This window comes from Leclercia sp. Marseille-Q4284 (assembly GCF_916618945.1).
GTDB classification, from domain to species: domain Bacteria; phylum Pseudomonadota; class Gammaproteobacteria; order Enterobacterales; family Enterobacteriaceae; genus Enterobacter; species Enterobacter tamurae.
Map to the genome: position 1 here is coordinate 1 of NZ_CAKAKG010000002.1, position 14,044 is coordinate 14,044.

The window sequence follows — 14,044 nt, forward strand, 5'->3', positions numbered from 1 at the left end:
TTAAGAATCCATGTCACTTTGAGTGCCCACACAGATTGTCTGATAAATTGTTAAAGAGCAGTGCAACGCGGCTTTCGCTCACCGTTGCGAGGTGGCGTATATTACGCTTTCCTCTTTCAGAGTCAAGCGTTTATTTTCGCTTTTCTCTTCAACCGACCCGGCTGTTTGTGTGAAGTGATTCACATCTGCCGTGTCGATGGAGGCGCATTATAGGGAGTTCTCTGGCAGTGACAAGCGGAAAACGACAATTTTATTTCAACCGCTCACCTTTTCGCCACAACGTCTATTTTTGCTGCTTTTTGATGGTTTCCGGCAGCGCCGCCAGGCTATTAATCACCCAATCCGCTGCATTTTCTGCTTCTGGCGTGACGGGTTTACCAGTACGCACCAGAATTTTATGGCCTATACCTGCCGCGGCAGCTGCCTGCATATCTTCCAGTTTATCGCCCACCATATATGAAGCACTCATATCTATATGAAGGAACTCTTGTGCCGAGATGAGCATGCCCGGATGCGGTTTACGGCAATCACAGGTCTGACGATACTCTTCTACGGTTCCCTGCGGGTGATGAGGACAATAATAGATGCCGTCCAGGTCAACGCCACGATCGGCCAGTGACCAGTCCATCCATTCGGTTAATGTCTCAAACTGTGCTTCGGTGAATTTACCGCGCGCGATGCCTGACTGGTTGGTTACTACCACCAGCGCAAAACCCATCTCTTTTAATTCACGCATGGCATCGATAACGCCATCGATGAATTCAAATTCGTCTATCTCATGCACGTAGCCATGATCGACATTAATCGTGCCATCACGATCGAGAAAAATTGCGGGTACTGATTTTGCCACCGGTTTGCTCCTGAAAAGGGATGTCCGACTAGTATCTCATGAATCACCGCGCAATAAAGTGCTCATCGCGCAGAGTTGGATTGATTTAGACGTCTGGATGCCTTAACATCCGTTTTGTTGACGGTCATCGCCCGTACAAGGCAGCAGAAAATGCCACGGCTAACTTACATACGATAAAAATAATCTAATGATTAAACTTTCGAATATCACCAAAGTGTTCCAGCAAGGGAACCGAACCATTCAGGCGTTGAACAACGTTAGCCTGCATGTTCCGGCTGGACAAATTTATGGCGTCATTGGCGCCTCCGGTGCAGGTAAAAGTACGCTCATCCGTTGCGTTAACCTGCTCGAACGCCCGACTCAAGGTCAGGTACAGGTTGACGGCCAGGAGCTGACAACCCTTTCCGAAACGGATTTAACCAAAGCGCGCCGCCAGATTGGCATGATCTTCCAGCACTTTAACCTGCTCTCTTCGCGCACCGTGTTTGGCAACGTCGCCCTGCCGCTGGAGCTGGACAACACGCCAAAAGACGAAATCAAACGTCGCGTCACCGAGTTGCTGGATCTGGTCGGCCTGAGCGATAAGCATGATATCTACCCGGCAAACTTATCCGGCGGCCAGAAACAGCGCGTGGCCATTGCACGTGCGCTGGCAAGCAACCCAAAAGTGTTGCTCTGTGACGAAGCCACCAGCGCCCTGGATCCTGCAACCACCCGCTCAATTCTGGAACTGCTGAAAGACATTAACCGCCGCCTGGGGCTGACCATCCTCCTTATTACGCACGAGATGGACGTGGTTAAACGCATCTGCGATTGCGTCGCGGTGATCAGCAACGGTGAACTGATTGAACAAGACTCCGTCAGCGAAGTGTTCTCGCATCCTAAAACCCCGCTGGCGCAACAGTTTATCCAGGCCACCCTGCATCTGGACATTCCGGAAGATTATCTGGCGCGTCTGAAAACGCAGCCGGAAGCCGACAGCGTTCCTATGCTGCGAATGGAGTTTACCGGCAAATCAGTGGATGCCCCGCTGCTGTCTGAAACCGCTCGTCGTTTCAACGTGAACAACAACATTATTAGTGCGCAGATGGATTACGCCGGTGGCGTGAAGTTCGGCATCATGCTGACCGAAATGCACGGCACGCAGCAGGATACGCAGGCCGCTATCGCCTGGCTGCAAGAGCATCATGTAAAAGTAGAGGTACTGGGTTATGTCTGAGCCAATGATGTGGTTGCTGGTACGCGGCGTATGGGAAACGCTGGCGATGACCTTCGTATCCGGCTTTTTCGGTTTTGTGATTGGTCTGCCGGTGGGCGTCCTGCTGTATGTTACCCGCCCAGGGCAAATTATTGAGAACGCAAAACTGTATCGCACGCTCTCTGCGCTGGTGAACATCTTCCGTTCGATTCCCTTCATTATTCTGCTGGTGTGGATGATTCCCTTCACCCGCGTTATTGTGGGGACCTCCATCGGTCTGCAGGCGGCGATTGTTCCCCTGACCGTAGGCGCTGCTCCGTTTATCGCCCGTATGGTCGAGAACGCGCTGTTAGAGATCCCGTCGGGTCTGATTGAAGCGTCACGCGCCATGGGTGCAACGCCGATGCAGATCGTTCGCAAAATCTTACTGCCAGAAGCCCTGCCGGGTCTGGTCAATGCGGCAACCATCACGCTGATTACTCTGGTGGGTTACTCAGCGATGGGCGGTGCTGTAGGTGCAGGCGGTCTGGGTCAGATCGGTTATCAGTATGGCTACATTGGCTACAATGCTACCGTGATGAATACCGTGCTGGTCCTGCTGGTTGTGCTGGTTTATCTCATTCAACTCTCTGGCGATCGCATCGTCCGGGCTGTTACGCACAAATAACGTTACACAATACAAACTCGACGAGTTAAGGATAAGAACATGGCGTTTAAATTGAAGACCTTTGCTGCGGTAGGCGCGCTGATCGGCTCTCTGGCACTGGTAGGCTGCGGCCAGGATGAAAAAGATCCAAACCATATCAAAGTGGGCGTTATCGTCGGTGCGGAACAGCAGGTTGCAGAGACGGCAGCCAAAGTGGCGAAAGAGAAGTATGGCCTCGACGTTGAGCTGGTGACCTTCAACGATTACGTTCTGCCGAACGAAGCGCTGAGCAAAGGCGATATCGATGCTAACGCCTTCCAGCACAAACCGTACCTCGATCAGCAGATCAAAGATCGTGGCTATAAGCTGGTTGCGGCCGGACACACCTTCGTTTACCCAATCGCGGGCTACTCCAAGAAAATTAAATCTTTAGAGGAGCTGCAGGACGGTTCTCAGGTTGCAGTCCCGAACGACCCAACCAACCTTGGCCGTTCTCTGCTGCTGCTGCAGAAAGTGGGTCTGATTAAACTGAAAGACGGTGTTGGCCTGCTGCCGACCGCTCTGGACGTGACTGAAAACCCAAAAAATCTGAAAATTGTTGAGCTGGAAGCTCCACAGCTGCCACGCTCTCTGGATGATGCGCAGATCGCCCTGGCGGTTATCAACACCACTTACGCCAGCCAGATCAACCTGACCCCAGCCAAAGACGGCATCTTCGTTGAAGATAAAGAGTCCCCGTACGTTAACCTGATCGTTACCCGCGAAGACAACAAAGACGCGGAAAACGTGAAGAAATTCGTACAGGCTTACCAGTCTGACGAAGTTTACCAGGAAGCCAACAAAGTCTTTAACGGCGGCGCAGTTAAAGGCTGGTAATCTGACCTTTGTGTAATATCATTCATGACGGGCGAAAGCCCGTCTTGTCATTTATGCAGGCAACTGATTCAATATCTGACGATTTGATTATTCATAGAGGAAATATTATGCGTGCTTTACCGATCTGTCTTTTAGCACTGATGCTGAGCGGCTGTTCTATGCTAAGCAGATCTCCTGTTGAACCTGTTAAAAGCACAGCAACCCCGCCTAAAGTGGAGCCTGAAAAGCCAAAAGCGCCCCGCCCTGCTCCGGTCAGAATCTATACCAGTGCTGAAGCCTTAGTGGGTAAACCGTTCCGCGATCTGGGTGAAGTCTCCGGCGAATCTTGCCAGGCCAGCAATCAGGACTCTCCTCCGAATATCCCAACTGCGCGTAAACGCATGCAGGTCAATGCCTCGAAAATGAAGGCCAATGCGGTTCTGCTGCACAGCTGTGAAGTGACCAGCGGCACGCCAGGCTGCTACCGCCAGGCCGTTTGCGTGGGTTCTGCCCTTAACGTCTCGGCAAAATGAGTGCATTCCAGTTCGAGCAGGTAGGCGTTATCCGCTCGCCCTATAAAGAGAAGTTTGCTGTCCCCCGCCAGCCCGGGCTGGTAAAAAGTGGTGGCGGCGAACTTCACTTGATCGCGCCTTATAATCAGGCCGATGCCGTACGCGGACTGGAGGCCTTTAGCCACCTGTGGGTACTGTTTATCTTTCACCAGACCATGGCAGGCGGCTGGCGACCGACCGTGCGCCCGCCTCGTCTCGGCGGTAACGCCAGGATGGGTGTCTTTGCCACGCGCTCGACCTTCCGTCCGAATCCTGTCGGCATGTCGCTCGTTGAGCTGAAAGGCATTCGCTGTCAGAAGGATCAGGTGATCCTCGAGCTGGGCAGTCTGGATCTGGTCGACGGCACGCCGGTGGTGGATATCAAACCCTACCTGCCCTTTGCCGAAGCCTTACCGGATGCGCGTGCCAGCTATGCCCAGCAGGCACCGCAGGCAGATATGCCCGTCTACTTTACCGATGAGCTGGCCCCCCGGTTAATCCAGCTTGAAAAACGCTACCCTCGTCTGCGGGATTTTATCGTCGAAGTGCTGGCACAGGACCCTCGCCCTGCCTATCGCAAAGAAGAAGAGGCCGGGAAAACCTACGCCGTTCTGCTGCTGGATTTTAATGTTCGCTGGCGCGTCACGGCGGCAGGCTTCGAAGTGTTTGCCCTCGAGCCGCAGTAATTTTATTCTCTTCTCTTTTGGCATCATTGCCACACTGGTAAACTAAACCACTTTTTTTGTGTCAGGCTGCCGGTCAGCCTGTTCCAATCGTCGAAATGGAACCGTAACAACATGCGTACTAGCCAATACCTGCTCTCCACACTGAAGGAGACACCTGCCGACGCCGAAGTTATCAGCCACCAGCTGATGCTGCGCGCCGGGATGATCCGTAAGCTGGCCTCCGGGTTGTATACCTGGTTGCCGACCGGCCTGCGCGTCCTGAGAAAAGTCGAGAACATCGTGCGTGAAGAGATGGATAACGCCGGTGCCATTGAGGTGTCCATGCCTGTTGTTCAGCCCGCTGACCTGTGGGCGGAGAGCGGCCGTTGGGAGCAGTACGGTCCCGAGCTGCTGCGCTTTGTTGACCGCGGCGAGCGTCCGTTTGTTCTGGGTCCGACGCATGAAGAAGTGATCACCGACCTGATCCGTAATGAGCTGAGCTCTTACAAGCAGCTGCCGCTGAACTTCTATCAAATCCAGACCAAATTCCGTGACGAAGTGCGTCCTCGTTTTGGCGTGATGCGCTCCCGCGAGTTCCTGATGAAGGATGCGTACTCCTTCCATACCTCACAGGAATCTCTGCAAGAGACCTATGACAAGATGTACGACGCGTACAGCAAAATCTTCACCCGTATGGGTCTGGATTTCCGTGCTGTGCAGGCCGATACCGGTTCCATCGGCGGTAGCGCATCTCATGAATTCCAGGTGCTGGCGCAGAGCGGCGAAGACGATGTGATCTTCTCTGATACCTCTGATTACGCGGCGAACATCGAGTTTGCTGAAGCGCTGGCACCAACAGCGCCACGCGCGGCAGCCACTGAAGCGATGACCCAGGTTGATACGCCGAATGCCAAAACCATCGCCGAGCTGGTTGAGCAGTTCAATCTGCCGGTTGAAAAAACCGTGAAAACCCTGCTGGTGAAAGCGGTTGAAGGCAGCAGCTATCCGCTGGTTGCCCTGCTGGTTCGTGGCGATCACGAGCTGAACGAAGTGAAAGCAGAAAAACTGCCGCAGGTTGCCAGCCCGCTGACCTTCGCGACCGAAGCGGAAATCCGTGCGGTGGTGAATGCAGGTCCTGGTTCCCTCGGCCCGGTCAATATGCCGATCCCGGTGGTAATTGACCGTACCGTTGCGGCGATGAGCGATTTCGCTGCCGGCGCTAACGTGGATGGTAAGCACTTCTTCGGCATCAACTGGGATCGCGATGTTGCAATGCCAGAAGTGGCCGATATCCGTAATGTGGTCGCAGGCGATCCGAGCCCGGATGGCCAGGGCGTGCTGCAGATCAAACGCGGTATCGAAGTGGGTCACATCTTCCAGCTGGGCACCAAGTACTCCCAGGCGCTGAACGCATCAGTGCAGGGCGAAGATGGTCGTAATCAGATCCTGACCATGGGTTGCTACGGTATCGGGGTAACACGCGTGGTGGCTGCGGCGATTGAGCAGAACCATGACGAGCGCGGTATCGTCTGGCCGGACAACATTGCGCCGTTCCAGGTGGCGATCCTGCCGATGAATATGCACAAGTCCTACCGCGTGCAGGAGCTGGCCGAGAAGCTCTACAGCGAGCTGCGTGCGCAGGGTATCGAAGTGCTGATGGACGATCGTAAAGAGCGCCCGGGCGTGATGTTTGCCGATATGGAACTGATCGGTATTCCGCACACCGTGGTCATTGGCGATCGCAACCTCGACAACGACGAAATCGAATATAAATATCGTCGTAACGGCGAGAAGCAGATGATCAAAACCGGTGACGTGCTTGATTACCTGGTGAAAGCCATCAAGGGCTAAGCCACAAAAAACCCCGCTCCGGCGGGGTTTTTTATTTCATCTATTTGCTGTCGCAATTCTTACCCGCTTCAAACCTGGCGTTCCGATCCGACACCAGCGTTTTCACCCTCTCCCCACTGTCCGGGTTGGCTTCCAGCGTAAAGTGGCCATCAACCGTCAGCAGTACCGGTTTGGTATCATTCCCACGCGCCGCCGCGTAATCCCGCTCCAGCTGGGCGTTATTCGCCACGCTCACCTTTTTGCCGGTGGCGCAGTCGGTGAAGATCGCTGCATCAGCCATATAGAAATACATGCCGCGCATCGCCATTGGCGTCGCCGGCAGCGCGGCGGTGACCGGCGCAAGCGTGTAGTTAAACTGCGACGCTATAGGGTTGCCCTGCGTATCGAGCATCTCCAGCCCTTCGCCTTTGGCGCGGAAATAGCGCTTTTCACCTGTCGTATCCGTCAACACCAGCTTATCGGCGGTGCGGGCCCAGGTACCATAGCTGGCAAACGAGGAAGGTGCTTTGGCCCCCTGGTAATGCTGGTTCATCACCCAGGTACCATCTTTCTCCAGAAACAGCGAGGTTTCGATACCTTCGCAATCGGCGCAGGGTAAGACGCCACGCCAGCTTTGCTGCATCGGTTTTAACGCTTCGGCCTGGGCATGGGTCGGCTCCATGACCTGCATCTCTGCACGGTTATGACATCCCATCAAAACGAACAGCGTGCTTACTGCCACCACTGAAAATATCGCTGTTTTCACTCTCTATTCCTTATCCTATTCCGACTGTCGCCCGTTAATCCTGCGGGCGTCGGACTTTGCCACGCAGCGCCTTAACGGACGATTTCTGTGATTTCGAAGCCAGACGCCGCTCTTTCGAGGCGCGGGTCGGGCGGGTGGCCCGACGGCTTTTTTGTACTACCGTTAACTCCTGGATCAGCGCCACCAGCCGGGCCAGCGCCGCCTCCCGGTTCATCTCCTGGCTGCGGTACTCCTGGGCCTTGATGATAATCACCCCTTCGCTGGTGATCAGATGATGGCTGGCGGCCAGCAGGCGTTCTTTATAGTACTCTGGCAGGCTGGATGCCCGAATGTCAAAGCGCAGATGAATGGCCGTTGAGGTTTTATTCACATGCTGGCCGCCCGCGCCCTGTGCGCGGATCGCGGTGATCTCCACTTCATTATCAGGAAGGGTGACAGTTCGGGACAGAACAATCATGAGCGGGACTGCCAGGCTTCAGGATGGATTTCCAGATTATTCTCAGCATCCGATAACCAGATGGCGCCATCCTGAATCGTCGCCTGCAGGATCATGGTCCGCCCGGCAAACGCACTCAGCGCAGAAAGCTGTTCATCATTCAGATACCAGACCGAAAGGTTATTGAATTGTGAGCATTTATTCTTGTTCTGCTGCCACCATATCTCTGCGGCGCGACTGTTATAGGTGAAGAGCGCCACTTCGGCAGACTGGGTGCAGGCTTTCTTAATGCGGCGCTCATCCGGCAGCCCGAGTTCGATCCACAGATCGATGCCCAGATGATCGTTGAGCAGCCAGGCTTCCGGCTCGTCTTCGGCACTTAATCCGCGGGTAAACTGCAGCCGCTCGTTGGCGTACTTAATCCATGCCAGCAGGCGCAGCATCATGCGCTCCTGCGTTTCGGATGGATGACGCGCCAGCGTCAGGGTCGCATCCAGAAACTGATTGCGGTCTAAATCCGCCACATTGACCGCGGCTTTGTAAATTGTCGCTTTAAGCGCCATGAGAGAACTCCTTTCGAATCAGGTGCGCATTGTAGCGAAATCTCCGCCAAAAGGCTGTTACAGGCTCGCGAATCTCTGCGACATCAACCTGCTGATATTGCTTAAATGAGTATGGTATAGTCACCTTGCTAAACCGGGTTTATGCTCGTAGGCTTAATTGTATCTCACAGTAAAGTCAGTGCGCTGGCAGGAGGGGATGTGAATAATTATTGTGAGTTAATTCGCAAACGGTATGCGGAAATTGCCAGCGGCGATCTGGGGTACGTCCCTGATGCGTTGGGCTGTGTATTGAAAGTTCTGAATGAAATGGCGTCGGATGACACGCTTTCAGAATCGGTCAGAGAAAAAGCAGCATATGCTGCTGCGAATTTACTGGTGAGCGATTATGTCAATGAATGAAACGTATCAACCCATCAATTGCGATGACTATGACAACCTCGAACTCGCCTGCCAGCATCATCTGGTTCTGACGCTGGCGTTAAAAGATGGCGAAGTCCTGAAGGCTAAGGCGAACGATCTGGTATCCCGTAAAAATGTGGAGTACCTGGTGGTCGAGGATGACGGCGCAACGCGTGAACTCCGTCTCGATAAAATCGCCAGCTTCAGTCATCCCGAAATCGGCACCGTCGTGGTGAGCGAGTCCTGATCATCCGCTGTAACGGGCAGCCCGCTGTCCGTTACGCTTTCCACTCCAGCTGTACGCCCGTCTCCGTATCCGCCGTGCCTTCCAGTGTTACAAATACCCCCACAGCCGCGACCAGCGTTTCGCCGTAAAACAGCAGCGGAGTGGCATCCCGACGCCAGGGGGCAACGTTAAGCTCCTGCCAGATTTTTTTGATCTTACGTCCACCGTTTCGCCCGACAATGTGCAGCACTCCGCTGGCCTGGAAGCGTACCGTCACCGGCTCATCGCCCCGGGGCAGACGAAGATTGCCGCCAGCACTAAGATGAAGCGTGCCCAATCCTTCCGGCAGTAGCAGGGGCTTTTCTAAGGAGGGCCAGTCGATAATCCGATCGGCCAGCGAGGCGTGGCTTTTTACCCACCACAGTTGCCCCTTAAAGCGCCTGATCTCTCCCTCGCCGGAACGCAGCCGCGGTGTCGCATCCTCCCGGGCCAGCGCCACTTCGTCCCAGAGCCGGGTGAGCATGGCGCGGGACGGCATTAAGGCTCCGTGCGCCGCCAGCCATCTTCGCAGCAGCGCCGCCCGACGCACCGTACTCATCGCCTCCAGCGGCGCGATAGCCAGCGCCCCGTCGTCGGAAACCAGGGCCGACAGCTCATCTGCCAGCAGCTCATCAAGCAGCTGCTCCTGCTCCGCGCACAGCGTGGCACTGCGGGAGGTGGCCTGGGCAAAATGCGGCCAGCGTTGCGCCAGCAGGGGGACTACGCGCAGACGCAGGAAATTGCGGTCATAGCTGTCGTCCTGGTTACTTTCATCCTCTATCCAGCGCAACCCGTGCTTCTGCGCCCAGCGCATGAGGGATTCACGCGTCTCGCCGAGCAGGGGACGGATCTGTTCGGTATCAGCAAAACGCCCCCGCACGGGCATGGCCGACAGCCCCGCCGGGCCGCTGCCGCGCTTGAGCGCCAGCAGGAAGGTTTCACATTGATCGTCCAGGTGTTGTGCCGTGACCAGCGCTTCACCGGGTAGAAGCGTCTCCCGAAAGGCAGCATAACGCGCCTTACGCGCCTGCGCTTCCAGCCCCAACCCCTCTTCCGCCAGCGTCACTCGCGCCACGATCAGCGGAATAGCCCATTCGTGACAAAGGCGTTCGCAATGCGCGACCCAGCTGTCTGCGTGCGGGCTCAGACCGTGATGAACATGGATAGCCCGCAGTTCGAGACCGGGCGCCTGTTCACGCCAGTGCATCAACTGATGCAGCAAAACCGTGGAATCCAGGCCACCGCTAAATCCCACCAGCAGTCGGCGGTACGGGTGAAGGGCTTGCTGAAGATCGGCTGTGGTCATGGTCGTCATCTGTGCAGGAAGATGCCCGGCACGTTACCGGGCAATTCCCAGAGAGGCAAGCGTTACTGCTGGTAGAGCTCCAGCGGCAGGCCATCCGGATCGTTGAAGAAGGTAAAGCGTTTTCCGGTGAAGGGATCGATACGAATAGCTTCACACTTTACGCCATGGGCGTCGAGATGCTGCACGGCCTGATCGATATCGTCCACGCTAAAGGCGAGGTGACGCAGACCGCAGGCTTCCGGCCGGGACGGGCGCGCCGGCGGGAAGGGGAACGAAAACAGCTCAATGACGTACTGGCCGTTCAGCGCCAGGTCGCCCTTCCAGGAGTCGCGCTCTGCGCGGTAAAACTCACTCTGCAGGGTAAATCCCAGCGTATCGCAGTAAAACGCCTTACTCGCGGCGTAGTCGGTGGCAATAATTGCAATATGGTGAACCTGCTTTAAGCCCAGCATAGTCTCTCCTTTTTAATGTGCCTGAACGTTATATCCGAACACCCATGCCGCGCAAGGGGTCACTGCGCTTTTAAGACCCGTACCCGGTAGATGCCGTTTTCATCCCGTTTGGCACCGTGGATATCGGTTTCGAATCCTGGATAGTGACGGCCAATCGAGCAGAGCATAAGCAGGAAATCGAGCACCGCCCTGCTCTGCTCGGTGATCATCTCCCCTGGCATCAACAGCGGTACACCAGGCGGATAAGGCAGGATCATGTTGGCCGAGATCCGTCCGACCAGATCCTCGAGATCGACCGTTTCTACCTCCCCTTTCACCTGCTGCTGCCAGGCATGGTGCGGGGTGAGCTTCATTTCCGGCAGAACGTCAAACGCCTGCAGCATCAGCCGCGGCAGATCGTGCTGGCGGATCAATTTATGGATCCCCTGAGCCAGATCCTGAATGCGCATGTTGCGGTAAAAATCAGGATCCTCAGCATAGAGATCCGGCAGCATGTTTTTGACCCGCAGGTTCAGATCGTAGGCACGCTTAAACTCCATCAACCCGCGCAGCAGTCCCATCGCCCGGGTTTTGTCGATACCGATACTGAACAGAAACAGCAGGTTATACGGCCCGGTCTTTTCGACCACTACGCCGCGCTCATCAAGGAACTTCGCCACCAGCGCCGCCGGAATACCCTCTTCACCCATGATCCCCTGCTCGTCCATGCCCGGCGTGAGAATGGTGACTTTGACCGGATCGAGGAACATATGATCCGCATCGGCATCGCGAAAGCCGTGCCAGCTCTCCCCCGGCGCAACCGGCCAGCATTCGGCTTCGTCGATATCGTCCGGCTGCCAGATATCAAAGAACCAGCCGTCGGCTTCATCTTTAAGGCGCTGGACCTCCTTGCGAAAATGCAGGGCGCGCTCAACGGAGCGGTTGATCAGACGTTTACCGGGATTCCCGCGCAGCATCGCCGCGGCGGTTTCAATCGAGGCCACCAGCGGATAGCTCGGCGAGGTGGTGGTGTGCATCATAAAAGCTTCGTTGAAGGTATCTTCGTCGTATTCACCTTTAATGTGAATAAGCGACGCCTGGGAGAACGCCGCCAGCATCTTGTGCGTGGACTGGGTTTCAAAGAACACTTTTCCCGGCACCCGATCGCCGCTCATCCCGCTTTTACCGGCATAGATCGGGTGGAAATTGGTGTAGGGCACCCACGCGGAGTCAAAGTGGATCGAGGGCACATCCAGGGTCTGTTTTACCCAGTTGGTGTTGTACAGCAGGCCGTCATAGGTGGAGTTGGTGATCACCGCGTGAACCGGCCAGCTTGCCCCTGGCACGGCAGCCACTTTGTTTTCAATCGCAGCATGGGAAAACTCCCGGCGTGGGATCCCGCCGAGAATGCCCAGCGCATTACGGGTGGGCGACAGCCAGATCGGCACTACGTCACTCATCATCAGCAGATGCGCCAGCGACTTGTGGCAGTTGCGGTCAATCAGTAGCGTACTGCCGTCCGGTGCGGCGTACATGCCGACAATCTTGTTCGAGGTCGAGGTGCCGTTGGTCACCATATAACTCTGCTCAGCACCAAAGGTGCGGGCGATGTACTCTTCAGCTTCGAGATGCGGGCCGGTATGATCCAGCAGCGATCCCAGCTCCGTCACCGAGATCGATACATCCGCCTTCAGCGTGTTCCCGCCAAAGAAGTCATAGAACAGACAGCCTACCGGGCTTTTCTGATACGCCGTTCCCGCCATATGCCCCGGGGTGCAGAAGGTATACTTCCCCTCTTTCACATAGGTGAAAAGCGCGCGGGTAAACGGCGGGGTGATGGTATCCAGGTACTCGCCGGTATATTGCTGAATGCGGGTAGCAATATCCTCTGCCACCCCCAGCGAATACTCAAAGAACCACAGCGCCATCCGCATATCATGGGCGCTGACGTCCATCGTGGAGTGGGTATTAATAAAGGCGTACAGCGGCAGATATTCATTGAGTTGATTGATATCGCTGCACAGATCGAGGTCGTATTCGTCCCAGTCGAAGATGACGCCGCAAATCCGCGGGTTATGTTCGATAAACTTCAGTAGATCGGCGCTGTTCTGCGGCCAGATAAGTTGAAACCCGCGCGACCTTAACGCCTGCTCCAGCTCCTTGATGGGTTCGTCTTTATAAAAGACGCCGTGTGGCCCCATAATGGCAATGATGTTCACGGTATACCTCCTTAAAAAACATTCACTAAGCATAGTTGAGGTAAACCGCAGGCATAAAAAAAGCCGCAACGATGTGCGGCTTTTCAGAGTATGACGTAGCTTAGGCGTAACCGTAGCTCATCAGACGCTGGTAACGACGGTTAAGCAGATCTTCTTTGCTCAGCACGTCGAGGTCTGCGAGGTCAGCCAGCAGCTGAGCTTTCAGAGAGGCGGCCATCACTTCCGGCTTACGGTGCGCGCCACCCAGTGGTTCCGGGATAACGGTATCGATCAGCTTCAGCTCTTTCAGACGCGGGGCGATAATGCCCATCGCTTCGGCAGCCAGCGGCGCTTTGTCGGCGCTTTTCCACAAAATGGATGCACAGCCTTCCGGGGAGATAACGGAATAGGTGCTGTACTGCAGCATATTCACTTTATCGCCCACGCCAATCGCCAGCGCACCACCGGAACCACCTTCACCGATAACGGTGCAGATGACCGGCACGCTCAGGCGTGACATTTCGCGCAGGTTGCGGGCAATCGCTTCAGACTGACCGCGCTCTTCTGCACCGACGCCAGGGTATGCACCCGGGGTGTCGATGAAGGTGATGATCGGCATGTTGAAACGCTCGGCCATCTCCATCAGACGCAGTGCCTTACGATAACCCTCTGGCGCTGGCATCCCGAAATTGCGGCGAATTTTTTCTTTGGTTTCGCGCCCTTTCTGGTGGCCAATAATCATCACCGGACGACCGTCGAGGCGTGCGATACCGCCAACGATAGCTTTATCGTCGGCATAAGCGCGATCGCCTGCCAGCTCGTCGAATTCATCGAACGCCAGGCGGACATAATCCAGGGTGTACGGACGCTGTGGATGGCGCGCCATCTGGGCAACCTGCCATGCGCCGAGATCGGCAAAGATTTTGCGCGTCAGTTCTACGCTTTTTTCACGCAGACGATGCACTTCTTCGTCGATGTTAATATCCAGTTTTTCATCCTGACGGCCAACGGCGGTCAGAGAATCGATTTTCGCTTCCAGCTCTGCAATCGGCTGTTCGAAATCAAGGAAATTCAGACTCATAGTA

16 protein-coding genes are annotated in these 14,044 nt (G+C 55.5%); 8 read left to right on the plus strand and 8 right to left on the minus strand.

What is annotated here, in order from left to right; genetic code table 11:
* Positions 1-283: 283 nt before the first annotated feature.
* Entirely contained in the window at positions 284-850 is a 567-nt protein-coding gene (gene gmhB, locus LG383_RS14805) for a D-glycero-beta-D-manno-heptose 1,7-bisphosphate 7-phosphatase (RefSeq protein ID WP_166181641.1), read from the minus strand.
* A gap of 187 nt (positions 851-1,037) precedes the next feature.
* Between gmhB and metN the strand changes: the two genes are divergently transcribed.
* The 6 genes from metN (at position 1,038) to proS (ending at position 6,616) form a co-directional block, all read left to right on the plus strand.
* Positions 1,038-2,069, plus strand: a complete 1,032-nt coding sequence (gene metN, locus LG383_RS14810; RefSeq protein WP_106994322.1) for a methionine ABC transporter ATP-binding protein MetN — start codon at positions 1,038-1,040, stop codon at positions 2,067-2,069.
* Positions 2,062-2,715: a methionine ABC transporter permease MetI gene (locus LG383_RS14815; RefSeq protein ID WP_106994321.1), complete on the plus strand. Its 654-nt coding sequence runs from the start codon at positions 2,062-2,064 to the stop codon at positions 2,713-2,715. Before metN ends, LG383_RS14815 begins: the two co-directional genes overlap by 8 nt.
* A 39-nt stretch (positions 2,716-2,754) precedes the next feature.
* The gene (metQ, locus tag LG383_RS14820; protein WP_225759545.1) at positions 2,755-3,570 is read left to right on the plus strand and encodes a methionine ABC transporter substrate-binding lipoprotein MetQ; all 816 of its coding nucleotides are present in this window, start codon (positions 2,755-2,757) and stop codon (positions 3,568-3,570) included.
* A 107-nt stretch (positions 3,571-3,677) separates the two neighbouring features.
* Positions 3,678-4,082: an Rcs stress response system protein RcsF gene (gene rcsF, locus LG383_RS14825; protein WP_106994319.1), complete on the plus strand. Its 405-nt coding sequence runs from the start codon at positions 3,678-3,680 to the stop codon at positions 4,080-4,082.
* Positions 4,079-4,786 carry a tRNA (N6-threonylcarbamoyladenosine(37)-N6)-methyltransferase TrmO gene (gene tsaA, locus LG383_RS14830; RefSeq protein WP_225759546.1) on the plus strand — a complete coding sequence of 236 codons (708 nt, stop codon included), beginning with the start codon at positions 4,079-4,081 and terminating at the stop codon, positions 4,784-4,786. Before rcsF ends, tsaA begins: the two co-directional genes overlap by 4 nt.
* Before the next feature lie 111 nt (positions 4,787-4,897).
* Entirely contained in the window at positions 4,898-6,616 is a 1,719-nt protein-coding gene (gene proS, locus LG383_RS14835) for a proline--tRNA ligase (RefSeq protein WP_166181639.1), read from the plus strand.
* Positions 6,617-6,656: 40 nt separating this feature from the next.
* Here proS and nlpE read toward each other — a convergent pair whose 3' ends face one another.
* The 3 genes from nlpE to LG383_RS14850 are packed head-to-tail and all read right to left on the minus strand — an operon-like array spanning position 6,657 to position 8,360.
* The gene (gene nlpE / locus LG383_RS14840; protein WP_225759547.1) at positions 6,657-7,361 is read right to left on the minus strand and encodes an envelope stress response activation lipoprotein NlpE; all 705 of its coding nucleotides are present in this window, start codon (positions 7,359-7,361) and stop codon (positions 6,657-6,659) included.
* 34 nt (positions 7,362-7,395) lie between these two features.
* Positions 7,396-7,818 (minus strand): alternative ribosome rescue aminoacyl-tRNA hydrolase ArfB, encoded by a 423-nt coding sequence (gene arfB / locus LG383_RS14845; protein WP_106994315.1) that lies wholly within the window; start codon positions 7,816-7,818, stop codon positions 7,396-7,398.
* On the minus strand, positions 7,815-8,360 hold the full coding sequence (locus LG383_RS14850; RefSeq protein ID WP_106994314.1) for a YaeQ family protein: 546 nt from the start codon (positions 8,358-8,360) through the stop codon (positions 7,815-7,817). The genes arfB and LG383_RS14850 overlap by 4 nt, the downstream gene beginning before the upstream one ends.
* Before the next feature lie 198 nt (positions 8,361-8,558).
* On the opposite strand from LG383_RS14850, the gene LG383_RS14855 reads away from it, so the two are divergent.
* Positions 8,559-8,759 carry a YaeP family protein gene (locus LG383_RS14855; protein ID WP_039030293.1) on the plus strand — a complete coding sequence of 67 codons (201 nt, stop codon included), beginning with the start codon at positions 8,559-8,561 and terminating at the stop codon, positions 8,757-8,759.
* Positions 8,746-9,006: a Rho-binding antiterminator gene (gene rof, locus LG383_RS14860; RefSeq protein ID WP_225759548.1), complete on the plus strand. Its 261-nt coding sequence runs from the start codon at positions 8,746-8,748 to the stop codon at positions 9,004-9,006. Before LG383_RS14855 ends, rof begins: the two co-directional genes overlap by 14 nt.
* A 31-nt stretch (positions 9,007-9,037) precedes the next feature.
* On the opposite strand, the gene tilS is transcribed toward rof, so the two are convergent.
* The 4 genes from tilS to accA all read right to left on the minus strand — a co-directional run bounded on the left by tilS (position 9,038) and on the right by accA (position 14,040).
* Positions 9,038-10,330, minus strand: coding sequence for a tRNA lysidine(34) synthetase TilS (gene tilS, locus LG383_RS14865; protein ID WP_225759549.1), 1,293 nt, complete (start codon positions 10,328-10,330; stop codon positions 9,038-9,040).
* Positions 10,331-10,392: 62 nt separating this feature from the next.
* Complete coding sequence (locus LG383_RS14870) at positions 10,393-10,782, minus strand: VOC family protein (protein WP_106994312.1); 390 nt, start codon at positions 10,780-10,782, stop codon at positions 10,393-10,395.
* Positions 10,783-10,841: 59 nt separating this feature from the next.
* The gene (locus LG383_RS14875; RefSeq protein WP_225759550.1) at positions 10,842-12,980 is read right to left on the minus strand and encodes a lysine decarboxylase LdcC; all 2,139 of its coding nucleotides are present in this window, start codon (positions 12,978-12,980) and stop codon (positions 10,842-10,844) included.
* A gap of 100 nt (positions 12,981-13,080) precedes the next feature.
* Positions 13,081-14,040: an acetyl-CoA carboxylase carboxyl transferase subunit alpha gene (accA, locus tag LG383_RS14880; protein WP_106994311.1), complete on the minus strand. Its 960-nt coding sequence runs from the start codon at positions 14,038-14,040 to the stop codon at positions 13,081-13,083.
* Positions 14,041-14,044: the final 4 nt, after the last annotated feature.